Here is a 22,083-nt window from a genome sequence, read left to right on the forward strand (position 1 = left end):
ATCGAGGCGGCGCCCTTTTTCCTGGGTGCGGTCAAACGGGGTGCCGTCAGCCCGCCGCCTACTTCTTCAAATGATCCTTGATCAGCCGTTCGGCGATCTGCACGGCGTTCAGCGCGGCGCCCTTGCGCAGGTTGTCGGAGACGACCCACAGGTTCAGGCCGTTTTCCACGGTGAAGTCCTCGCGCAGGCGGCTGACGAACACAAGGTCGTCGCCGGCGGCCTCGACGGGGGTGACATAGCCCTCGTCGGCCTGATGGTCGATCAGCGACACGCCCTTGGCCCGGCGCAGGGCGGCGCGGGCCTCGTCGGCGCTGATGGGGTTCTCGAACTCCACGTTGATCGCCTCGGAATGGGCGATGAACACCGGCACGCGCACGCAGGTGGCCGTCACCTTGATGGACGGGTCCAGGATCTTCTTGGTCTCCACCGTCATCTTCCACTCTTCCTTCGTGGTGCCGTCTTCCATGAAGACGTCGATGTGGGGGATGACGTTGAAGGCGATCTGCTTGGTGAACTGCTTCTTCTCGACAGGGTCGTTCACATAGATGGCGCGGGTCTGGGTGAACAGCTCATCCATTGCTTCCTTGCCGGCACCCGACACGGACTGGTAGGTCGACACCACCACGCGGCGGATGCGGGCCAGGTCGTGCAGGGGCTTCAGCGCCACCACCATCTGGATGGTGGAGCAGTTGGGGTTGGCGATGATCCCCTTCTTCCTGTAGCCGGCGATGGCCTCGGGGTTCACCTCCGGCACCACCAGGGGCACGTCCGGATCCATGCGGAAGTGGCTGGTGTTGTCAATGACCACGGCGCCGGCGGCGGCGGCCTTGGGCGCGAACTGGGCGGAAACCTTGGCGCCGGCCGAGGACAGGACGATGTCGGTGCCGGTGAAGTCGAACTTGGCCAGATCCTGCACCCGCAGGTCATCGTCGCCGAAGCTGATCTCCGACCCGATGGACCGCTCGGACGCCAGGGCCACCACCTCGCTCACCGGGAATTCCCGTTCCGCCAGGATCTGCAGCATCTCGCGCCCGACATTGCCCGTGGCGCCCACGACGGCGACTTTATAGCCCATGGTCATGCTCCTCATATCTCTGGCGGGGACCAGGGGCAGGGCCGCTTGCGGGGGCGGGGGCCGCTCTGGTCTAATCCGGCGGAGACTTAAGGCCGGCCGGCGGGCTTTGCAAGCGCGCAGGCGTCAGTGCCGCCCCGCGAACGGGCGGCGGCCTCTAGACTGGGAGGGAAGACCATGACGGTACACGAGCCGCGAATCGCCACCTATGACGCGTTCTGGCCCTTCTACCTGGGCGAACACGCCCTGCCGGCCACGCGGGCCTGGCACTTCGTAGGCACCGGCCTGGTGCTGCTGGCGCTGGCCGCCGGCCTGGCCACGGGGGATTGGCGCTACTTCGCCGCCGCCCCGGTGTGCGGCTACCTCTTCGCCTGGATCAGCCACTTCTTCGTGGAACACAACCGGCCCGCCACCTTCACCTATCCGTTATGGTCGCTGATCAGCGATTTCCGGATGTTCTTCCTGTTCGTGGCCGGGCGGCTGGGGGCCGAGCTGCGCCGCCACGGGATCAGCCGCTGACGGATCGTTACCGTTTCAGGCCTGCCACCAAAGGATAAGCCGCCTTGGCTCAGATCGTCGACACCATCGCCCAAGCCATCAAGCGCGCGGACAAAACTTTCTTTAACGAAAATTATACCAAGCAGGCCCAAGCTGTAGTCGACGGCCTGCGCAAGGCGGGTTTTGAGATTGTTCCGGTCAAACCCCCGGAAGTACTGGTGGAGTACGCCGTTGAAAACATCCCCTTCGGCCGACTGCGCCCGTCAGAGTTGATCCGTGCCCTGTACGGTACAATGGTTGAGAATTGCCGTAAGTTTGTATCCTAGAAACGACAATTTATTTCCCTGAATGCCGGTGAATCCGCTTCTAAAATGCGCGCCCCCGGTGCAACAATGTAGTCAGCGCGCCTGATTTCAGGGCGATGGTGGTAAGTCGGGTGGCTAGGCTGCATGCATCCTGAACGGCAATACCAGGACGGATTTGAATTTCGGCGGGTGACCCCGGCCGAGGTCATCGAGGCGGCCCGCAAGCATGAACGGCTGATCGAGGGACGCATCGGTGGCGCCCGTTTCGCCTTTATCCTGCACGACCTCCGGGGCGCCGTCCTGTCCACCCTGAACCTGACCGACGCGGACCTGACCGGCAGCCGCCTGGACCAGGCCCAGTTGGTGGGCACGCGGCTGCGCAACGCGTCCCTTTTCGCCTGCGATTTCCGCCTGGCCTGCCTGCGACAGGCCGACCTGTCGAAATCCGACCTGCGCGGCGTCAGCATGCGTGGCGCCGACCTGAGCAAGGCCCGCATGCGTGAGGCGGACGTGCGCGAGGCGGTGCTGGCCGTCTACCGCGGCGGAAGGCCCCTGCCCGAAACCTTCGACGGCCGCATCCCTGACCTGACCTCCGCCATCGCAGTCGGCGCCGACATGGGCGAAAGCCGCATGAATGGCGCCTGGACCCTGAACGCCGATTTCACCGACGCCAACCTGGCGGGGGTGGATTTTCGCGGCGCCGACCTGCGCGGCGCCGTGTTCAAGGGGGCCAACATGCAGGGCGCCAACCTGTCGGAAACCAGGTTGCACGGCACCTCCTTCGCCGGGGCTCTCTTGACCGACGCCATCTTCACCGACGCCATTCTCGAAGACGCCAACTTCCGTGGCGCCATCATGGAATCCGGCCTCGTCGGCCGGCTGCGCGGCAAGGGTGCCGTCCTACCGGGTGAAGGCGGGGAAGGCGCCCGGCCCGTGACGGAGGTGGTGGAGGACCATGCCGTCTGGGTGGCCGCGGCCGGTCGCTCCGGTGCCCGTGCCGATCTGTCGGGCCGCGACCTGAGCGGCCTCATCCTTTCGGGGCGCAACCTGACCGCGGCCAAGATGGCCTATGCCGTTGCGCGCCGCCTGGTGCTGACGGGGTCATCCCTGGTCATGGCCGACCTGGAATGCGTGGACCTGCAGGACGCGGTATTGGTGGGCGTGGACGCCCGAGGCGCCAATTTCGAGCGTGCCCACCTGAACGGCGCCGACCTGCAGAACGCCAACCTGGGCCTGTTGGAAAGTGCCGAGCAGCCGGACCGCAAATGGCCGGCCCGTCTGACCCGCGCCCGTCTGCGCAACGCCAACCTGCGGGGGGCGAACCTGCGCGGCGCCGTGCTGCGGGAGGCGGACCTGACCGGCGCCGATCTGCGCGACGCCCAGGTGGATGGCATCGTCCTGGACGGCGCCAACACCGCGCAGGTGAGGTCACGATAACCCCTCCAGTTGCCGGGCGCCGTGATCCCGCACTCCCACCTTGGGCCCGCACCTCATAAGCAAGGGCCTGGCGGAGGGAACAGGATTCTGAAATGAAAAGGCCCGGGCATCGCTGCGCCGGGCCTTTTTGGCTTCAAGCGGGCTTAGCCCACCAGCTTGTCCAGCTCGCGCAGGATGCTGTCGCCCATCACGCTGGTGGAGCAGCGGGCCATCCCCGGGGACATGATGTCGGCGGTGCGCATGCCGCCTTTCAGGACGTTCTGCACCGCCCGGTCCAGCAGGTCGGCTTCCTCACTCCGGTCGAAGGAGTAGCGCAGCGCCATGCCGAAGCTCAGCAGCGAGGCAATGGGGTTGGCGATGTCGCGGCCGGCGATGTCGGGGGCGGAGCCGTGCACCGGCTCGTACAGCGCCTTGCGGCGGCCGCTGGCATCAGCGGCGCCCAACGAGGCCGAGGGCAGCATGCCGATGGAGCCGGTCAGCATGGCGGCCTCGTCCGACAGGATGTCGCCGAACAGATTGTCGGTGACGATGACGTCGAACTGCTTGGGGTTGCGCACCAGCTGCATGGCGGCGGCGTCGGCCAGCATGTGGCTCAGCTCCACGTCCTTGTATTCCGCCGCGTGCAGGGCGGTGACGTCCTGGTTCCACAGCAGGCCGGACTCCATGACGTTGCGCTTCTCGCAGGAGCAGACCTTGTTGCCGCGCTTGCGCGCCAGCTCGAAGGCGACGCGGGCCACGCGCTGGATCTCCGGCGTGGTGTAAACCTGGGTGTTCACGCCCCGGCGGATGCCGTTGCCCAGGTCTTCGATGCCGCGGGGCTCACCGAAATAGACGCCGCCCGTCAGCTCGCGGACGATCATGATGTCCAGGCCGCGCACCACCTCGGGCTTCAGCGTCGAGGCATCGACCAAGGCGTCAAACACCACGGCCGGACGCAGGTTGGCGAATAGCTCCATCTCCTTGCGCAGGCGCAGCAGGCCGGCCTCGGGCCGCTTGTCGAAGCTGACGCCGTCCCACTTCGGGCCGCCCACGGCGCCCAGCAGCACGGCGTCGGCGGCCAGCGCCTGGGCCATGGTTTCATCGGACAGGGGCACGCCGTAGGCGTCGATGGCGCAGCCGCCGACCAGACCTTCCGACACGGTGAACTCCAGGTCGCGGCGACGGCCCATCCAGTCGATGACGCGGCGGACCTGGCGCATGACTTCCGGCCCGATACCGTCGCCCGGCAGCATGAGAAGAGAGTAAGCGGCCATGGATGAACCCTTTTTGTCGGATGGTGCGGCGTTGCCGCGGCCGCCGGCTTCCCTGTTCGGGGGTGGGCGCGCGGCCGGCCGGGCGTGCGGCCTTTGGATATTGGTTAGCGAAAATACGGGTGGGCCGGCATCCTGCCAACCCCTGTTTCGGCCGGGAACCGCGCCGATGCGCCGGTCACCGGGCCGTCACAGGATGGTCACGGGGGGCGGCTGTTCAGCGCGCCCAGCGCCACGGCTGCCCGGTCTGCTGCTGCGCCTCGAACGCGTCGATGGCGCTGACCTGCTGCAGGGTCAGGCCGATGTCGTCCAGGCCGTTCAGCAGGCAGTGGCGGCGGAACGGCTCCACATCGAAGCCGACGCTCTCGCCATCCGGGGTGGTGATGGTCTGCTTCTCCAGATCCACGGTGAAGGTGGCGTTGGCGCCCTTGGCCGCCTCGTCCATCAGCCGGTCGACCACGTCCTGGGGCAGGGCGATGGGCAGGATGCCGTTCTTGAAGCAGTTGTTGAAGAAGATGTCGGCGAAGCTGGGGGCGATGACGCAGCGGATGCCGTAGTCCAGCAGGGCCCACGGCGCATGTTCACGGGAGGAGCCGCAGCCGAAGTTGTCGCCCGCCACCAGGATGCTGGCCTTGCGGTAGGCCGGCTGGTTCAGGATGAAGTCCGCCCGGTCGCTGCCGTCCTCGTTGAAGCGGAGGGAGGAGAAAAGCCCGCTGCCCAGACCGGTGCGCTTGATGGTCTTCAGATACCGCGCCGGGATGATCATGTCCGTGTCGATATTCTGGATCGGCAGGGGGGCGGCGACGCCGGTCAGGATGGTGAACTTGTCCATGGGCTCTCGTCCGGTGACTACAATACGGGTGACGCTGTCCCTTTCTGCCACAAGGCGGATGAGGCCAACAACCACCCGCGACAATGCGCTAACGCGCGACAGCCCCCACCGAAACGCAAGGGAAGTACGGCAATGGGTCATTCTGCGAACTTATATTGCGTCTGCGGGACAATGAGACCGGTTGGCCGGCCGCCAGGGTGGTACGGTGCAAGGGTGCGTTGATGCCCCGCCGGTTGCTGGAAACGGGCCGTTTCGATATGAGGAACGGCCCCTTTTTCCCCGCGCCCGGTGTTCGCCCCATGACTGAAGGCCCCCATGACTGAAGGCCCATTGTCCGTCTACCGCGCCCGCCGCGGCACCGGCACGCTGAAGGACGACCCTGCCCAGGAACTGGCGGCGGAGAAGCTGCAGAGCCTGTACCAGGCGTTGCGGGATTACCGCCCGGCGCAGGGCCAGTCCGGCTGGCGCGCCCGTTTCGGCCTTGCGCGGCGGCCGGATCCGGCGCCGCAGGGCCTGTACATCTACGGTGACGTCGGCCGGGGCAAGTCCATGCTGATGGATCTGTTCTTTGAGACGGCGCCGGTGTTGCGCCGCCGCCGCGTCCACTTCCACGCCTTCATGCAGGAGGTGCACCAGTCCCTGCACAGCCTGCGGCAGCGTCCCGACCTGCGCCGGAACGGGGCGGATGAGTCGCTGCCGGAACTGGCGCGCACCATCGCCGACCAGGCTTGGCTGCTGTGCTTCGACGAATTCCACGTCACCGACATCGCCGACGCCATGATCCTGGGCCGGCTGTTCACCCACCTGTTCGACCTGGGGGTGGTGGTGGTGGCGACCAGCAACTGGGCGCCCGATGACCTGTACAAGGACGGCCTGCAGCGCGACCTGTTCCTGCCCTTCATCGCGCTGCTGAAGGAAAAGCTGGACGTCCTGCACCTGGAAGGCGCCCGGGACTACCGCCTGGCCCGCATTCGCGGCCGCCAGGTCTATTTCGATCCGTTGGGCCCTGCCGCCACCGCCGCGCTGGAAAGAACCTTCGGTGAGTTGACGGACGCCCAGCCCACCGCCACCCACCTGATGGTGCAGGGGCGCAGGCTGCCGGTGCCGCGCCAGGCCAAGGGTGTGGCCTGGTTCACCTTCGACGAGTTGTGCCGCCAGCCCCTGGGCCCCGGCGATTACCTGGCCATCGCCACGCATTACCACACCGTGCTGCTGGATGGCGTGCCCATGCTGGATCCGTCCTTGCGCAACGAGGCCAAGCGCCTGATGACCTTCATCGACGCCCTCTATGAGCACAAGGTGCACCTGATCATGGCGGCCGAGGCCGCTCCCGGGCAGCTCTACCCCGAGGGCCAACACGCCTTCGAATTCCAGCGCACCGTCAGCCGCCTCATGGAAATGCAGTCGGAGGATTATCTGGCGGCAGGGCATCTCACTTAAGGCCTGGCCACTGGAACTGACGGTTCGCCTACCGACATGGTAATGTGGGCGCGTTAGCCCATGATCCAGCCGGAGGCAGCTTGTGTCGCCGTCCAAGCCGTCCATCGACTATGAGACCGCCAAGACGGTGGCCGCCGGGGGCGACGTGGCGGCGCGGATCGAGTTGGCGAACAGTCCCGACACCCGGCCCGAGCTGCTCTATTACCTGGCCGACGACGATGACGAGCGGGTGCGTGGCGCCGTCGTGACCAACGCCATGACGCCGGTGCGCGCCTTCGGCCGCCTGGCCCGCGACCCTAGCGACCGGGTGCGCGCCCTGCTGGCGGACAAGCTGACCCGCCTGTTGCCCGACCTGTCGCGGCCCGAGGTGGGGGCGGTGCGCGATGTCGCCTTCGCGGCCCTGGAACTGCTGGCCGCCGACCAGGTCATCCGCGTACGCACGGCGCTGTCCAGCGCGCTGGCCGACGTGGAATGCGCCCCGCCCAAGCTGGCCGTCACCCTGGCCCGCGACGTGGCCCGCGACGTGGCGGGCCCGGTGCTGCGCTGGTGCATGGCACTGTCGGACGAGGAACTGCTGGATATCCTGTCCCGTCGGCCCGAGCCCTGGGTGGTGGAGGCGGTGGCCGGCAGGCGTACCGTGTCCCGGCCGGTGGGCGACGCCGTGGTGGCGATGGGCGACCACGGCTCCTGGGCCACCCTGGCCGGCAACCCGGGCGCCGACCTGTCGCCCAAGGCCCGCCGCCTGCTGGCGGAGCGAGGCCACATGCCGATCGGCGGCGTGCCCCCCGAAGAGGTACCTGATCCAAACGCGCCGCCACCTCCGCCCGCCGGTCCGGCGGAGGTGTCGCAGCGCCTGGCCAGCGCGGTGGAGGATGCCCTGCGCGACGGCCTGGCGGGGCAGGGGCTGGACAAGGCGGGGGTGGAGGCGGTGGTGGCCGCCGCTTCCCGCCGGTTGGACTGGGCGGCCGGCTACGGCAAGCCGGAGGGCGCGGGGGACAAGGCCGCGCGCTTGGCGGTCTCCGGCGGCCTGAACGAGGATGTGGTGTGCGACGCCCTCAGCTGGGGCGACCGCGACTTCGCCCAAGAAGCGGTGGCGCTGCTGGCCCGCGTGCCGGTGGACGCCGTGCGCCGCATTCTGGCGACGCAAAGCCCCAAGGCCGTGACGGCGCTGGCCTGGCGGGCGGGCTTTTCCATGCGCGGCGCCCGCACCCTGCAGGCCCGGGGTGCTGGAATCGCCCCGCGCAAGCTGCTGAACGCGCGGCTGGGGACGGACTACCCCATGACCGACGTCGAGATGCACTGGCACCTGGAGCTGTTCGATATCGCGCCGAAGTGATTGCGCCGGGGCGGCCTGTCAGGACGCGCCCCGGCGGTGCGCCGCAGCAAGCTGCACCTGGGGTTGGCGATCGTGCGCCCGCTCGTTGGTTCTGAACCATATCTTTTGCGGGAGGCCTGCCATGGGCGACGCGCGCGCCTGATCGTGTACGGGGCGCCTTGCCCGGCAGGCGGATTCAGGCTAATCAGCCCGCCAGCGGGTTCCCTCGCTCCTCGGGCCCCGAAGGCCGGGCGCCCAGGCGCCTGGGACCCCCGCACGGCGAATTTCCGGGACTTTCGCCCGACGCCTTCAGCCTTGGGCGGCGCGGTCCCCTGTTTCGTTAGCGCCTTATTGTTGAACCCAAATTCGCAACCCAAAGTTCAAGGAACCCAACCATGGCACGCAAGAAGATCGCGCTGGTCGGCGCCGGCCAGATCGGCGGCACCCTGGCCCTGTTGGCCGGCCTGAAGGAGCTTGGCGACATCGTCCTGTTCGACATCCCTGACTTCGAGGGTGTCGCCAAGGGCAAGGCGCTGGACATCGCCGAAGCCGCCCCCGTGGAAGGGTTCGACAGCGCCCTGACCGGTGCCTCCGACTATGCCGGCATCGCCGGCGCCGACGTGGTGATCGTCACCGCCGGTGTGCCGCGCAAGCCGGGCATGAGCCGCGACGACCTGGTGGGCATCAACGCCAAGGTCATCAAGACCGTCGGCGCGGGCATCAAGGAACACGCCCCGAACGCCTTCGTCATCGTCATCACCAACCCGCTGGACGCCATGGTCGGCCTGATGCAGCAGGTCACCGGCTTCGACCCTGCCAAGGTGGTCGGAATGGCCGGCGTGCTGGACAGCGCCCGCTTCCGCCACTTCCTAGCGGACGAGTTCAAGGTCTCGGTCGAGGACGTCACCGCCTTCGTGCTGGGCGGCCACGGCGACACCATGGTTCCCTCCGTCCGCTACTCCACCGTCGCCGGCATCCCGCTGCCCGACCTGGTGAAGATGGGCTGGACCACGCAGGAGAAGCTGGACCAGATCGTGCAGCGCACCCGTGACGGCGGTGCGGAGATCGTCGGCCTGCTGAAGACCGGTTCCGCCTTCTACGCCCCGGCCGCCTCCGCCATCGCCATGGCCGAGAGCTTCCTGAAGGACAAGAAGCGCGTGCTGCCCTGCGCCGCCAAGCTGACCGGCCAGTACGGCGTGGACGGCCTGTACATCGGCGTGCCGGTGATCATCGGCGCCGGCGGCGTCGAAAAAATCATCGAGATCGAGCTGAACGCCGAGGAAAAGGCCAACTTCGACAAGTCCGTTGCCGCCGTGCAGCAGCTGGTCGAAGTCACCGCCAAGGTCGCCGGCTGATCGTTCGGGTTCCGGTATGACGTAGTGGATGGCCCCGCCCGCTTCCCGCCGGCGGGGCCATTTGCCAAACAGATACCGGAATAGCGTCCGTAGCCACCCTTCCGTCACTTTACGCGGTTGATCGCCCCGGCATTGCTCTCTACAGTGCCCGCGGCGCGGGGTTGGCCCCGCGATCGGCCGCAATCATGCGAGGCCGTTTCCCAACCGGAAGCGGGCGATCCCCGAATGAATATTCATGAATACCAGGCCAAGGGCCTGCTGAAGAAATACGGCGTGGCGGTTCCCCGCGGCGGCGTTGCCTACACCCCCGAAGAGGCCGAGACCGTGGCCGCGGAACTGGGCGGCCCCGTGTGGGTCGTGAAGTCCCAGATCCACGCCGGCGGCCGTGGCGCCGGGCGGTTCAAGGAGAACCCCGAGGGCAAGGGCGGCGTCCGCGTCGTGAAGTCGATCGACGACGTCGTGTCCAACGCCAAGGAAATGCTGGGCCACACGCTGGTGACCAAGCAGACCGGTCCGGAAGGCAAGGAGGTCAAGCGCCTCTATGTCGAGGAAGGCTGCGACATCAAGCGCGAGCTGTACCTGTCCCTGCTGCTGGACCGCGCCACCTCCCGCGTCACCGTGATCGCCTCGACCGAGGGCGGCATGGAAATCGAGGAAGTGGCCCACAGCCACCCCGAGAAGATTGTCAAGGTCGCCATCGACCCGGTCGGCGGCCTGCAGGGCTACCACGCCCGCCAGATCGCCTTCGGCCTGAAGCTGGAAGGCAAGCAGGTCGGCGCCGCCGTGAAGTTCCTGTCCGCCATGTACAAGGCGTTCGTGGAACTGGACGCCTCGCAGGTCGAGATCAACCCGCTGGTCGTGACCGGCGCCGGTGAGGTCATCGCCCTCGACGCCAAGATGAACTTCGACGACAACGCCCTCTACCGTCACAAGGACATCGAAGAGCTCCGTGACGAGAGCGAGGAAGAGGCGTCGGAGACCGAGGCCACGAAGCACGGCCTGAACTATGTGAAGCTGGATGGCAACATCGGCTGCATGGTCAACGGTGCCGGCCTGGCCATGGCCACCATGGACATCATCAAGCTGTACGGCGGCGAGCCGGCCAACTTCCTGGACGTGGGCGGCGGCGCCACCCGTGAGCGCGTGACCACCGCGTTCAAGCTCATCCTGTCCGACCCGAATGTCGAAGGCATTCTGGTCAACATCTTCGGCGGCATCATGCGCTGCGACGTCATCGCCGAGGGCGTGGTGGCGGCGGCCCGTGAGGTCAGCCTGCACGTTCCGCTGGTCGTCCGCCTGGAAGGCACCAACGTCGAGCTGGGCAAGAAGATCCTGGCCGAATCCGGCCTGCCGATCCTGTCCGCTGACAACTTGGCCGACGCCGCTGAAAAGATCGTCAAGGCCGTGAAGGAGGCCGCGTAATCATGGCCGTGTTGGTTGACAAGAACACCAAGGTGATCTGCCAGGGCTTCACCGGCGCGCAGGGCACCTTCCACTCCGAACAGGCCATCGCCTACGGCACCAAGATGGTCGGCGGCGTGACCCCCGGCAAGGGCGGCACCACCCACCTCGACCTGCCGGTGTTCGACACCGTGGCCGAGGCCGTGCACACCACCGGCGCCAATGCCTCGGTGATCTACGTGCCGCCGCCCTTCGCTGCGGACGCCATCCTGGAAGCCATCGACGCCCAGATCCCGCTGGTGGTCTGCATCACCGAGGGCATCCCGGTGCTGGACATGGTGACGGTGAAGCGCGCCCTGGCCGGGTCCAAGACCCGCCTGATCGGCCCGAACTGCCCCGGCGTCATCACCCCGGACGAGTGCAAGATCGGCATCATGCCGGGCCACATCCACAAGCGGGGCAAGATCGGCATCGTCAGCCGCTCCGGCACCCTGACCTATGAGGCCGTGGCGCAGACCACCGCGGCCGGCCTGGGCCAGACCACCTGCATCGGCATCGGCGGCGACCCGGTCAACGGCACCAACTTCGTGGACAGCCTGCAGCTGTTCCTCGACGACCCGGAGACCGAGGGCATCATCATGATCGGTGAGATCGGCGGTTCGGCGGAAGTCGACGGTGCCGAGTTCATCCGCGAGTCCAAGACGAAGAAGCCGGTCGTCGGCTTCATCGCCGGCCGCACGGCCCCCCCGGGCCGCCGCATGGGCCACGCAGGCGCCGTGATCTCCGGCGGCAACGACACGGCCGACTTCAAGGTCGAGGCCCTGCGCGCCGCCGGCATCCATGTTGCCGACAGCCCCGCCAGCCTGGGTTCCACCATGCTGAAGGCGCTGAAGGGCTGATACCGGCCTTTCGGTTGAAATGACGGGCCGGCCCGGATCACCGGGCCGGCCCGAGGAGGAACGGCGGCACCCGCCCAGCACATGTCTGGTACCCGGGGCCGCCGTTTTTCCATGGCTGGCATGAGGCATCGCATCCCCTGCGTCGCTTGACCCCGTGGGATGCTGGTGCCACCTCATTGTTAGCGTGCACATTTACAATTTTGATGGGCACGCGCCGACGCCATGATGATCACCTCGTCCAGCGTTGCGCAACAAAAAGGCCGGACGCTCTTCAGGCTCGATGGTTTTGTTGCGGAAACTGGGCGTTTCTTATGCGTGGTAGGCGTTTTCGTGGCAACGGCCCCACCGCCGTCGCATATTGAAGGCGCAGGTATCATGGCGTAAAAGAACGCGAATTTCGGTCCCATCGGGACGCCTGCCACGTAGACGCGGGCGCCCTATCCCTCCCAGATCAAGCGCAGAGCGCCATGGTAACCGATCAAAGCTCCCTGTTTTTCGCCGGCAACGCGACCTTCGTCGCCGAGCTTTACGCCCGCTACCTGCAGGATCCGGCCTCCGTCGATCCTTCGTGGAGCAGCTTCTTCGCCGGGCTGGATGATGATGCCCGCGTCGTGCTGGGCGAAATCAAGGGGGCGAGCTGGGCGCCCAACAAGGCTGCCGTCATCGGCGTGCCCGATCCCGATGCCAAGCCGGCCGCTCCGGCCAAGGGTGCGAAGGGTGCCAATGGCGCCGCCGCCCCGGCCGCCAATGGCGCCGTGGCCAGTAACGCCATTGGGGGTGGCATCACGCCCGAGCAGCTGCGTCAGGCGCAGCTGGACAGCATCCGCGCCCTGATGCTCATCCGCGCCTACCGCGTCCGTGGCCACCTGATGGCCAAGCTGGACCCGCTGGGCCTGGAGAAGCGCAGCGAGCATCCGGAGCTGGACCCCAAGACCTACGGCTTCACCGACGCCGACCTGGACCGCCCGATCTTCATCAACAACGTGCTGGGGATGGAGACCGCCACCCTGCGCCAGATCGTGGACGCGGTGCAGCGCACCTACTGCGGCCACATCGGCGTGGAGTTCATGCACATCCAGGATCCCGAGCAGAAGGCCTGGATCCAGGAGCGTATCGAGGGCATCCGCAACCAGACCGACTTCACGGTCCAGGGCAAGAAGGCCATCCTGCAGCGTCTGACGGCCGCCGAGGGCTTCGAGCGCTTCCTGCAGCTGAAGTACACCGGCACCAAGCGCTTCGGCCTGGAGGGTGGTGAGGTCTGGGTCCCGGCCATCGAGCAGATCCTGAAGCGCGGCGGTCAGCTGGGCTTGAAGGAACTGGTCATCGGCATGGCGCATCGCGGCCGCCTGAACGTCCTGGCCAACGTGATGAACAAGCCGTACAAGGCCATCTTCTCCGAATTCCAGGGCAACGCCGCCAATCCCGAGGACGTGCAGGGTTCGGGCGACGTGAAGTACCACCTCGGCACCTCGGCCGACCGCGAGTTCGACGGCAACTCCATCCATCTGTCGCTGACGGCCAACCCGTCGCACCTGGAAGTGGTGAACCCGGTCGTGTGCGGCAAGGTTCGCGCCAAGCAGGTGCAGCGCTCCACCATGCCGCCGACGGATGAGGCCCGTGCCGAGGTCATCGGCCTGCTGCTGCACGGCGACGCCGCCTTCGCCGGCCAGGGCCTGGTGCCCGAGACGCTGCTGCTGTCCGAGCTGAAGGGCTACCGCACCGGCGGCATCATCCACATCATCACCAACAACCAGATCGGCTTCACCACCGCGCCGCAGTACGCCCGTTCCGGCCCGTACCCGACGGAAGTGGCCAAGGCCATCCAGGCGCCGATCTTCCACGTCAACGGCGACGATCCCGAGGCCGTGATCCACGTGACGCGCATCGCCGTGGAGTTCCGTCAGAAGTTCCTGAAGGACGTGGTGCTGGACATCGTCTGCTATCGCCGTCAGGGCCACAACGAAGGCGACGAGCCGGCGTTCACCCAGCCGCTGATGTACAAGGCGATCCGCAACCACCCCACCACCCGCGAGCTGTACGCTAAGCAGCTGATCGCCGAGGGCGTGATCACCGCCGAGGAAGCCGACGGCTTCGTTAAGGACTTCCATAAGGCCATGGAAGCGGAGTTCGAGGCGTCGACCACTTACAAGCCGAACAAGGCCGACTGGCTGGAAGGCAAGTGGCAGGGTCTGAGCGCCGCCAAGAACGACGATCGCAAGGGCAAGACCGCCGCGCCCATGGATCTGCTGCAGGAAGTGGGCAAGGCCATCTCCGCCGTGCCGGAAGGCGTGGACGTGAACGCCAAGGTGGTGCGCCAGCTCAAGGCCAAGCAGGAGATGTTCGCCACCGGCAAGGACCTGGACTGGGCCACGGCCGAGGCGCTGGCCTTCGGCACCCTGCTGGTCGAGGGCGTGCCCGTGCGCCTGTCCGGCCAGGACGTGGGTCGCGGCACCTTCTCGCAGCGCCACTGCGTGCTGGTCGACCAGACCACCGAGGCCAAGTACGTGCCTCTGGACCACATCCGTGCCGACCAGGCCCGGTTCGAGGTGCACGACAGCCCGCTGTCCGAAGCGGCCGTGCTGGGCTTCGAATACGGTTTCACCCTGGCGGAGCCGCACGCCCTGGTCCTGTGGGAAGCCCAGTTCGGCGATTTCGCCAACGGCGCCCAGTCCATCATCGACCAGTTCATCAGCTCGGGCGAGAGCAAGTGGCTGCGCATGTCCGGCCTGACCATGCTGCTGCCGCACGGCTATGAGGGCCAAGGTCCGGAGCACAGCTCTGCCCGTCTGGAGCGCTTCCTGCAGCTGTCCGGCGAGGACAACTGGCAGATCGTGAACTGCACCACCCCGGCCAACTACTTCCACGTGCTGCGCCGGCAGGTGAACCGCGAGTTCCGCAAGCCGCTGGTGGTCTTCAGCCCCAAGTCGCTGCTGCGCCACAAGCTGTGCGTCAGCGAGCTGTCCATGTTCACCGGCAACGAGTCGTTCCACCGCGTCCTGTACGAGACCGGCGTGGATCTGGTCGAGCCGGCGAAGATCCGCCGCGTCGTTCTCTGCTCGGGCAAGGTCTATTACGACCTGTTCCAGGAGCGGGAGAACCGGGGCGTGAAGGATGTGGCCTTCCTGCGCCTGGAGCAGCTGTACCCCTTCCCGGGCGACGCCCTGAAGGTGGAGCTGGCCAAGTATCCCAACGCCGATGTGGTGTGGTGCCAGGAAGAGCCCGCCAACATGGGCGCCTGGAGCTTCGTCGACCGCCGCATCGAGGGCGTGCTGAAGGAACTGAACCACAAGGCCGGCCGTCCGTCCTACGTGGGCCGCGCCGAGGCCGCCTCGCCGGCCGCCGGCCAGCTGAAGCGCCACAACCAGGAACTGGCCAAGTTCCTGGACGAGGCGCTGACCATCGCTTGATCCAATGACGTTCCGGGGCCCGTTGCGGCCCCGGAATGATTTTATTCTGAAACCCTTTGTTAGAAACGAACCAAGGTCCCAAAAACATGGCGACGGAAATCCTGGTGCCCACCCTCGGCGAGTCCGTGTCGGAAGCGACGGTCGCGCGGTGGCTGAAGAAGGTTGGCGACAGCGTCAAGGCGGATGAAACGCTGGTGGAGCTGGAGACCGACAAGGTCACCTTGGAAGTCAACGCCCCGGCCGCCGGCACGCTGGGCGAAATCCGCGCCGCCGAGGGCGCCAACGTGGGCGTGAGCGCCGTCCTGGGCGTGATCACCGAGGGCGCCGCCGCCGCGGCCGCCCCCGCCGCCGCTCCGGCCCCGGCCAAGACCGCCGCCCCGGCGCCGGCCGCCGCCCCGGTTGCCGCCCCCGCCAGCAACGGCGCCGCCGGCGTGATGCCGGCCGCCGCCAAGATCGCCGCCGACGCCGGCGTGAACCCGGCCACCATCGCCGGCACCGGCAAGGACGGCCGCGTCACCAAGGGTGACGTGATCGACCACCTGGCCGCGCCGAAGGCCGCCCCGGCCCCCGTCGCCGCCCCGGCCCCGATCGCCAAGGCCCCGGCCGGCCCGCGCGCCCGCGCCGATCGTGAGGAGCGGGTGCGCATGACCCGCCTGCGGCAGACCATCGCCGCCCGCCTGAAGGACGCCCAGAACACCGCGGCCATGCTGACCACCTACAACGAGGTGGACATGACCAACGTGATGAAGCTGCGCAACGAGCTGAAGGACCAGTTCGAGAAGAAGCACGGCGTGAAGCTGGGCTTCATGTCCTTCTTCGTGAAGGCCTGCCTGGTCGCGCTGAAGGAGATCCCGGCCGTCAACGCCGAGATCGAGGGCACCGATCTGATCTACAAGAACTACTACGACATCGGCGTCGCCGTCGGCACGCCGTCCGGTCTGGTGGTTCCCGTGGTACGCGACGCCGACCAGATGGGCTTCGCCAAGATCGAGCAGTCGATCAACGAGCTGGGCAAGAAGGCCCGCGACGGCAAGCTGTCCATGGAGGACATGACCGGCGGCACCTTCACCATCTCCAACGGTGGCGTGTACGGCTCGCTGATGAGCTCGCCCATCCTGAACGCCCCGCAGTCGGGCATCCTGGGCATGCACAAGATCCAGGAGCGTCCCATGGTCGTCGGCGGCCAGATCGTCATCCGCCCGATGATGTACCTGGCCCTGTCCTACGATCACCGCATCATCGACGGCCGCGAGGCCGTGACCTTCCTGGTGCGCGTCAAGGAATGCATCGAGAACCCGGAACGCATCCTGCTGGATGTCTGATCCGACGGACGGGGGGCCCCACGGCCCCCCGTTTGCTGACCGCCTGACCACTTAATCCACAATCAGCGCCAAAGCCTCCAGCGCCATACTTTACGGAGCGCAGCGACTAGGACGCGACCGCGTCCGCCGCAGCGAGCACCGCAGGGCGCAGCGAGGATAAGCCAAGGGCCGGATGGCCCGCCGGCGTTTGAGGCTAACTGAAACCTCCGCCCGGCGCCTGAGGGAATCCAAACATGACCACCGAAACCCAATTCGATCTCGTCGTTATCGGCAGCGGCCCCGGCGGTTACGTCGCGGCCATCCGCGCGGCCCAGCTGGGCATGAAGGTCGCCTGCGTCGAGATGCGCAAGACCCTGGGCGGCACCTGCCTGAACGTGGGCTGCATCCCCTCCAAGGCCCTGCTGGTCGCCAGCGAGAAGTTCGAGGAAGCGTCCCACTCCCTGGGCAATTTCGGCGTCAAGGTCTCGGGCGTGGAGCTCGATCTGCCGACGATGATGAAGCACAAGGACGACGTGGTTAAGTCCAACGTCACCGGCGTGGAATTCCTGTTCAAGAAGAACAAGATCACCCGCTTTACCGGCAAGGGCAGCATCGCCGCCCCGGGCCAGGTGACGGTGACCAAGGAGGACGGCGCCACCGAGACCGTCACCACCAAGAACATCCTGATCGCCACCGGCTCTGACGTCATGCCCCTGCCGGGCGTGACCATCGACGAGAAGCGCATCGTCTCCTCCACCGGCGCCCTGGATCTGGCCGGCGTGCCGAAGCGCCTGGTGGTCATCGGCGGCGGCGTCATCGGGCTGGAGCTGGGCTCCGTCTGGCAGCGGCTGGGCGCGCAGGTCACGGTGGTGGAGTTCCTGGACCGCATCCTGCCCGGCATGGATGGCGAGGTCTCCAAGCAGTCCCAACGCATCCTGGGCAAGCAGGGCCTGACCTTCAAGCTGTCGACCAAGGTCACCTCGGCCGTGGCTGCTGACACCGGCGTCACCCTGACGGTGGAGCCCGCCGCCGGCGGCACGGCCGAGACCATCGAGGCCGACGTGGTGCTGGTGGCCATCGGCCGCCGCCCCTACACTGAGGGCCTGGGCCTGGACAAGGTCGGCGTCGAGCTGGATGAGCGCAAGCGCGTCAAGACCGACCACCACTTCCGCACCAACGTGCCCGGCATCTGGGCCATCGGCGACGTGATCGCCGGCGCCATGCTGGCCCACAAGGCCGAGGAAGAGGGCGTGGTCTGCGCCGAGGTGATGGCGGGCCAGTCCGGCCACATCAATTACGACGCCATCCCGGGCGTGGTCTACACCTGGCCGGAAATCGCCGCCGTCGGCAAGACGGAGGAACAGCTGAAGGCCGAGGGCGTCAACTACAAGGTCGGCAAGTTCCCCTTCACCGCCAACGGCCGCGCCCGCTCCATGCAGGCCACCGAGGGCTTCGTGAAGCTGCTGGCCGACGCCCATTCCGACAAGCTGCTGGGCGCGCACATCATCGGCGCCTCGGCTGGCGAGATGATCGAGGAGCTGGCCCTGGCCCTGGAATTCGGCGCCTCGTCCGAAGACATCGCCCGCACCAGCCACGCCCACCCCACGCTGACCGAGGCCATCAAGGAAGCGGCCCTGGGCGTGCTGGGCCGCACCATCCACATGTAAGCTTTCCCATCCGGGAATGCGGAAACGGCGCCGGGTCACCCCCGGCGCCGTTTTGCATTCAGGGCCCTCTTTGTTCACGACCAGGGCCCCTTGGGGCCGTCATAATCCTCGCGCTTGGGCGGTGGGGGCGGGATGGGCGGAGCCTGGTCCCGCGCCGGTGGCGGCTTCGGCCCCCAATAGCGGCGCAGACGCGGCGCGCCCAACATCATGATCAGCACCGCCACCAGATAGATGAAGTTCTGGCTGCGGATGCCATTCCACAGATGGTCCAGCAGGCCGCCCTTCACCAGGGCATCGCCGGCGACCAGGCCGCTGAGGCCCAGGGTGACGGACTGGTCGGCCACGGGCACATAGTCGCGATAGCCGTTGCCGGGGGTGAAGCGCACCATGGACAGCAGCGCCGGCATCTGGCCCTCGATGGCCGGCAGGTCGCTCATGCGGGCGGCGATGTCCAGGCCCAGCACGCCGCGCCGGCCCAGCAGGCGGGCGTGGTAATCGAGTCCATCGACGGCCCCGCCGTCGGCTTGGCGCCGCGTGGCCCAGATCAGCGTGTGGCTGGCGCTGTCGTAGACGGGGGGCTGGGCCCAGCCCGCCAGGCGCGGTCCGCCACTGTCGGCGGATTTCAACGCCGACAGCAGGGCGTCGGCGTCCAGCCGGCCGGCATCCAGGTCGCTGACGTGGCCGCTGCCGTCATAGCTCAGGGCCACCAGCCAGGCGGGCTGGGGGGCTGACCCTACCGGCACCAGCAGGCCCAGCCCGGCACCGCCGGCCAAGGGGCGCCCCTGCCAGTGCCGGCTGAGGAAGCCCTGGGTGTCGGCGCCGGCCACGTACTGGAAGGCGGGGCTGGGGGTCAGGGTGACGGCCTTGTCCGCCAGCGAGATCGGGGTCTCATCCGTGGCGGCGGCCGGCGGGGTGACGCTCAAAAGGGCGGCGCACAGCAGCGGGGCCAGCAATCTCATCAGCCGCATGGGGCCAGTGTCCTCAAGAGCGGTTGCCGCGTCGGGCCCGGGGGTGTGCCGTCTCATAGACCGACAGCAGCTGCTCGGCGTCCACATCGGTGTAGCGCTGGGTGGTGGACAGGCTGGCATGGCCCAGCAAGTCCTGGATGGCGCGCAGGTCGGCGCCGCCGCCCAGCAGGTGGGTGGCGAAGCTGTGGCGCAGGGCGTGCGGCGTGGCCGTGTCGGGCAGGCCCAGCAACTGCCGCAGGGTCTGCATGGCCAAGCGCGCCACCCGGTCGTTCAGCCGGTCGCCGCGTACGCCCAGGAACAGGGGGCCGCCGGCAGGCAGCGGGTAGGGGCAGGCCTCGATATAGGCCGCCAGCGCCTGGCGCACGGCGGGCAGGACGGGCACGTCGCGCTGCTTCGATCCCTTGCCGGTGACCCGCAGGGTGTCGCTGTCCAGCGGCGCTTCGGCCCGGGTCAGGCGCAAGGCCTCGTCCATGCGCAGGCCGCAGCCGTACAGCAGGGTGAACAGGGCGCGATCCCGCAAGCCCACCCAGGGCGCCTGCGGGATGTCTGACGCCTCCTCCAGCAGGGTGCCGGCGTCATCCACCGTCAGGGGGCGGGGCATGGGCCGCTTTACCTTGGGGGCGTTCAGCAGGCCGATGGCGGGGTTGTGCAGCCGGCCCGACCGGTCCAGCCAGCGGAACAGGTTGCGCACGCCGGAAACGGCGCGGGCCCGGCTGGCGGCGATGGCGCCCTCGCTTGCGCGGTCGGCCAGCCAGGCGCGGAAGTCGCCCAGCTTCGCCCCGCCCAGGTCGTTGAGGCTGGGCGCCCGGCCCAGATGCTCCGTCAGGAAGGACAGGAAAGCGGCGACGTCGCCCTGGTAGGCCCGCAAGGTGTGGGGCGAGGCCGTCTTCTCCGACGTCAGCCAGCGCCGCCACTCCTCCAGCGCTGCCGCCACATCGGGCGCGCAGGAATATCCCAGGGCGGGGGGCTTGGTCATGATGATCTCTCTAGCGCACCTTAATATAGGCCCCGACTGGGGCCGCCCGAGCTTTCCGGGGAGCGTCAGCGCACTGGAAAGCGAGGACAAGCCAAGGGGCGGGTGCCCCGCCGACGCTTGAGGCAACTCAAAGAGTCAACCAGTTCCGGATACACCGCTCCACCACCCGGGCCAGGAAGCTCAGCAGTTCGGTACCCTGGCCGGGGTGGAACAGGTCGGCGTCGCGCGAGGCGAAGGCCAGCAGGCCCGCCGGGGCGTCGGGGGCGATCTGCAGGCGCACCAGCGCTTCCGACCGCACGATGGGGGCGGCGGGGCCGTAGATCTCGGCCATGCCCTGGATGTTGCCGCGCAGGATGATGTCGCGCTTGCCTATCCACTGGCTGATGGCGCCGGTTTCTACCAGCTGCAGGCCGCTGCGCTCGGCATGCAGGACCAGGCGGCTGTCCTCCGGCTGTTCCATCACCAGACAGGCCAGGTCCAGGTCCAGCAGGACGGCCAGGTCGGTGGTGATGGTCTGGATGAGGTGCTCGAAGCTCTGCGCGTCCATCAGGTACAGGGCCGCGGCGTGCACCCGGCTCTGGTTGTTGATGTTGGCGCGGGCGGTGGCGATCAGCTCTTCCTGCTGGGCCGTCAGGTCGGCCACCTCGCGCCGCAGCTTCAGCAGCATGAAGTGCTGCAGGTCGGCGACCCCGTTGCCCCGGTTCTCCGGCGGTGGGATCAGGTGGTGAACCACGTCGGGATGCTGCTGCAGGAAATCCGGGGTCTCGCGCAGGTATGTCGCCACATCCTCCGCGGTCAGGGCATCGCTCAAGGCGCTGTGCGGTGTCTTGCCGCCCATATGCTGGTTCTTCCCTTCAGGCCGGCTCGCCCGGCGGTCCCATGGGTTCAAACGCAAACCGGCCCGCCCATCGCTGGGCGGACCGGTCAGGCATCCGCTGGAACGCGACAGGGATCAGCGGGTCGGCAGCGGCTGATCCAGAATAGTCTGCCCGGTCTTGGCCCAGTCCGCAACGAACTGCGCCAGGCCCTTGTCAGTCAGCACATGGTTGAACAGCTGACGGATGACCGAGGGCGGCATGGTGGCCACGTGGGCGCCCATCTTGGCCGACTGGGTGACGTGGATGGGGTTGCGGATGGAGGCGACCAGGACCTCGGTGGTGAAGTCCGGATAATTGTCATAGATGGTGACGATCTCTTCGATCAGGCTCAGGCCGTCCTGGCCCATGTCGTCCAGGCGGCCGACGAAGGGCGACACGAAGGTGGCGCCGGCCTTGGCGGCCAGGATGGCCTGCGCGGCGGAGAAGCACAGGGTCACGTTGACCATGGTGCCTTCCTGCGACAGATGGTGGCAGACCTTCAGGCCGGCCGGGGTCAGGGGCACCTTCACCGCCACGTTGGGGGCGATCTTGGCCAGGTGCTTGCCTTCCTTCAGCATGGTCTCGAAATCGGTCGAGGCGACCTCGGCGCTGACGGGGCCCTTCACCACGTCGCAGATCTCGGCGATCAGGTCGATGAAGCTGCTGTGACCGGACTTGGCGACCAGCGACGGGTTGGTGGTGACGCCGTCCAGCAAGCCGGTGGAGGCCAGCTCGCGAATGTCGTTGATGTCGGCGGTATCGACGAAGAACTTCATGGGGGAATGCCCTCAGGATCTGGATCAGGACCGGGGCCCGCCCCCGGGTTGGCCGGCACTCTAGCGGAGGCCGTACCCCGGTGCACGGGCTGAAATGGCGGGGCCGGGGATGGGGGGCATGCGCGCTTGGTGGCAGCCGTCACTATAGGGGACCACCGGCATGAAACCCTGTCTCATGCCGGTGTAGGACGCGACCGCGTCCGCCGCAGGTTTCTGGGGAGCGGAGCGGACTGGAAACCGAGGATAGCCAAGCCCGCGGATGCGGGCGCCCGGCGCCTGAGGGCGGCATTTGACCGGCCACGGTCAAATGCCGCTGGCATAAGACCA

Annotated in this window: 18 protein-coding genes; 11 read left to right on the top strand and 7 right to left on the bottom strand. The window is 67.6% G+C overall.

Features of this window, described 5'->3' with window-relative positions; genetic code table 11:
* Positions 1–58: 58 nt before the first annotated feature.
* Positions 59–1,075: an aspartate-semialdehyde dehydrogenase gene (locus tag FBZ87_RS16015; protein WP_145611299.1), complete on the bottom strand. Its 1,017-nt coding sequence runs from the start codon at positions 1,073–1,075 to the stop codon at positions 59–61.
* Between the two features lie 174 nt (positions 1,076–1,249).
* Here FBZ87_RS16015 and FBZ87_RS16020 point away from each other — a divergent pair, with 174 nt between their 5' ends.
* The 3 genes from FBZ87_RS16020 to FBZ87_RS16030 all read left to right on the top strand — a co-directional run bounded on the left by FBZ87_RS16020 (position 1,250) and on the right by FBZ87_RS16030 (position 3,312).
* A complete protein-coding gene (locus FBZ87_RS16020) occupies positions 1,250–1,591 on the top strand; it encodes an Mpo1-like protein (RefSeq protein WP_145611300.1) in 342 nt (113 codons plus the stop codon).
* A 44-nt stretch (positions 1,592–1,635) separates the two neighbouring features.
* On the top strand, positions 1,636–1,896 hold the full coding sequence (locus FBZ87_RS16025; RefSeq protein ID WP_040844662.1) for a hypothetical protein: 261 nt from the start codon (positions 1,636–1,638) through the stop codon (positions 1,894–1,896).
* A gap of 168 nt (positions 1,897–2,064) precedes the next feature.
* A complete protein-coding gene (locus tag FBZ87_RS16030) occupies positions 2,065–3,312 on the top strand; it encodes a pentapeptide repeat-containing protein (RefSeq protein WP_186454793.1) in 1,248 nt (415 codons plus the stop codon).
* Positions 3,313–3,455: 143 nt separating this feature from the next.
* Here the strand turns inward: FBZ87_RS16030 and leuB are convergent, their stop codons facing one another.
* Both leuB and leuD read right to left on the bottom strand, forming a co-directional pair.
* Positions 3,456–4,565, bottom strand: coding sequence for a 3-isopropylmalate dehydrogenase (leuB, locus tag FBZ87_RS16035; protein ID WP_145611302.1), 1,110 nt, complete (start codon positions 4,563–4,565; stop codon positions 3,456–3,458).
* Positions 4,566–4,779: 214 nt separating this feature from the next.
* Positions 4,780–5,394, bottom strand: a complete 615-nt coding sequence (gene leuD, locus FBZ87_RS16040) for a 3-isopropylmalate dehydratase small subunit (protein ID WP_040849669.1) — start codon at positions 5,392–5,394, stop codon at positions 4,780–4,782.
* A 315-nt stretch (positions 5,395–5,709) separates the two neighbouring features.
* Between leuD and zapE the strand changes: the two genes are divergently transcribed.
* The 8 genes from zapE to lpdA all read left to right on the top strand — a co-directional run bounded on the left by zapE (position 5,710) and on the right by lpdA (position 18,179).
* Positions 5,710–6,834, top strand: coding sequence for a cell division protein ZapE (gene zapE / locus FBZ87_RS16045; RefSeq protein ID WP_145611303.1), 1,125 nt, complete (start codon positions 5,710–5,712; stop codon positions 6,832–6,834).
* An 82-nt stretch (positions 6,835–6,916) separates the two neighbouring features.
* Positions 6,917–8,170, top strand: coding sequence for a DUF2336 domain-containing protein (locus tag FBZ87_RS16050; protein WP_145611304.1), 1,254 nt, complete (start codon positions 6,917–6,919; stop codon positions 8,168–8,170).
* Between the two features lie 374 nt (positions 8,171–8,544).
* Positions 8,545–9,504: a malate dehydrogenase gene (gene mdh / locus FBZ87_RS16055; protein ID WP_145611305.1), complete on the top strand. Its 960-nt coding sequence runs from the start codon at positions 8,545–8,547 to the stop codon at positions 9,502–9,504.
* Between the two features lie 225 nt (positions 9,505–9,729).
* Positions 9,730–10,926: an ADP-forming succinate--CoA ligase subunit beta gene (gene sucC, locus FBZ87_RS16060; protein ID WP_145611306.1), complete on the top strand. Its 1,197-nt coding sequence runs from the start codon at positions 9,730–9,732 to the stop codon at positions 10,924–10,926.
* A gap of 2 nt (positions 10,927–10,928) precedes the next feature.
* Positions 10,929–11,804 (top strand): succinate--CoA ligase subunit alpha, encoded by an 876-nt coding sequence (gene sucD, locus FBZ87_RS16065; protein ID WP_145611307.1) that lies wholly within the window; start codon positions 10,929–10,931, stop codon positions 11,802–11,804.
* 467 nt (positions 11,805–12,271) lie between these two features.
* On the top strand, positions 12,272–15,211 hold the full coding sequence (locus FBZ87_RS16070) for a 2-oxoglutarate dehydrogenase E1 component (protein ID WP_145611308.1): 2,940 nt from the start codon (positions 12,272–12,274) through the stop codon (positions 15,209–15,211).
* A gap of 86 nt (positions 15,212–15,297) precedes the next feature.
* Complete coding sequence (gene odhB, locus FBZ87_RS16075) at positions 15,298–16,533, top strand: 2-oxoglutarate dehydrogenase complex dihydrolipoyllysine-residue succinyltransferase (RefSeq protein ID WP_145611309.1); 1,236 nt, start codon at positions 15,298–15,300, stop codon at positions 16,531–16,533.
* 233 nt (positions 16,534–16,766) lie between these two features.
* Positions 16,767–18,179, top strand: coding sequence for a dihydrolipoyl dehydrogenase (gene lpdA, locus FBZ87_RS16080; protein WP_145611310.1), 1,413 nt, complete (start codon positions 16,767–16,769; stop codon positions 18,177–18,179).
* 74 nt (positions 18,180–18,253) lie between these two features.
* Here lpdA and FBZ87_RS16085 read toward each other — a convergent pair whose 3' ends face one another.
* From FBZ87_RS16085 to fsa, 4 genes are all read right to left on the bottom strand, one after another.
* Positions 18,254–19,147 (bottom strand): DUF2167 domain-containing protein, encoded by an 894-nt coding sequence (locus FBZ87_RS16085; protein WP_186454794.1) that lies wholly within the window; start codon positions 19,145–19,147, stop codon positions 18,254–18,256.
* Positions 19,148–19,160: 13 nt separating this feature from the next.
* A complete protein-coding gene (locus FBZ87_RS16090; protein ID WP_145611312.1) occupies positions 19,161–20,123 on the bottom strand; it encodes a tyrosine recombinase XerC in 963 nt (320 codons plus the stop codon).
* A 127-nt stretch (positions 20,124–20,250) separates the two neighbouring features.
* Positions 20,251–20,961 carry a DUF484 family protein gene (locus FBZ87_RS16095; protein WP_145611313.1) on the bottom strand — a complete coding sequence of 237 codons (711 nt, stop codon included), beginning with the start codon at positions 20,959–20,961 and terminating at the stop codon, positions 20,251–20,253.
* A 114-nt stretch (positions 20,962–21,075) separates the two neighbouring features.
* The gene (gene fsa / locus FBZ87_RS16100) at positions 21,076–21,756 is read right to left on the bottom strand and encodes a fructose-6-phosphate aldolase (protein WP_088871978.1); all 681 of its coding nucleotides are present in this window, start codon (positions 21,754–21,756) and stop codon (positions 21,076–21,078) included.
* Positions 21,757–22,083 lie beyond the last annotated feature (327 nt).

This window comes from Nitrospirillum amazonense, from assembly GCF_007828035.1.
Classification (GTDB): domain Bacteria; phylum Pseudomonadota; class Alphaproteobacteria; order Azospirillales; family Azospirillaceae; genus Nitrospirillum; species Nitrospirillum amazonense.

Coding starts and splice junctions, on each gene's coding strand:
- mdh (WP_145611305.1), top strand. CDS start 8,545: ATGGCACGCAAGAAGATCGCGCTGGTCGGCGCCGGCCAGATCGGCGGC.
- FBZ87_RS16090 (WP_145611312.1), bottom strand. CDS start 20,123: ATGACCAAGCCCCCCGCCCTGGGATATTCCTGCGCGCCCGATGTGGCG.
- zapE (WP_145611303.1), top strand. CDS start 5,710: ATGACTGAAGGCCCATTGTCCGTCTACCGCGCCCGCCGCGGCACCGGC.
- fsa (WP_088871978.1), bottom strand. CDS start 21,756: ATGAAGTTCTTCGTCGATACCGCCGACATCAACGACATTCGCGAGCTG.
- FBZ87_RS16020 (WP_145611300.1), top strand. CDS start 1,250: ATGACGGTACACGAGCCGCGAATCGCCACCTATGACGCGTTCTGGCCC.
- leuB (WP_145611302.1), bottom strand. CDS start 4,565: ATGGCCGCTTACTCTCTTCTCATGCTGCCGGGCGACGGTATCGGGCCG.
- FBZ87_RS16085 (WP_186454794.1), bottom strand. CDS start 19,147: ATGCGGCTGATGAGATTGCTGGCCCCGCTGCTGTGCGCCGCCCTTTTG.
- leuD (WP_040849669.1), bottom strand. CDS start 5,394: ATGGACAAGTTCACCATCCTGACCGGCGTCGCCGCCCCCCTGCCGATC.
- FBZ87_RS16095 (WP_145611313.1), bottom strand. CDS start 20,961: ATGGGCGGCAAGACACCGCACAGCGCCTTGAGCGATGCCCTGACCGCG.
- odhB (WP_145611309.1), top strand. CDS start 15,298: ATGGCGACGGAAATCCTGGTGCCCACCCTCGGCGAGTCCGTGTCGGAA.
- sucD (WP_145611307.1), top strand. CDS start 10,929: ATGGCCGTGTTGGTTGACAAGAACACCAAGGTGATCTGCCAGGGCTTC.
- sucC (WP_145611306.1), top strand. CDS start 9,730: ATGAATATTCATGAATACCAGGCCAAGGGCCTGCTGAAGAAATACGGC.
- FBZ87_RS16015 (WP_145611299.1), bottom strand. CDS start 1,075: ATGGGCTATAAAGTCGCCGTCGTGGGCGCCACGGGCAATGTCGGGCGC.
- FBZ87_RS16070 (WP_145611308.1), top strand. CDS start 12,272: ATGGTAACCGATCAAAGCTCCCTGTTTTTCGCCGGCAACGCGACCTTC.
- lpdA (WP_145611310.1), top strand. CDS start 16,767: ATGACCACCGAAACCCAATTCGATCTCGTCGTTATCGGCAGCGGCCCC.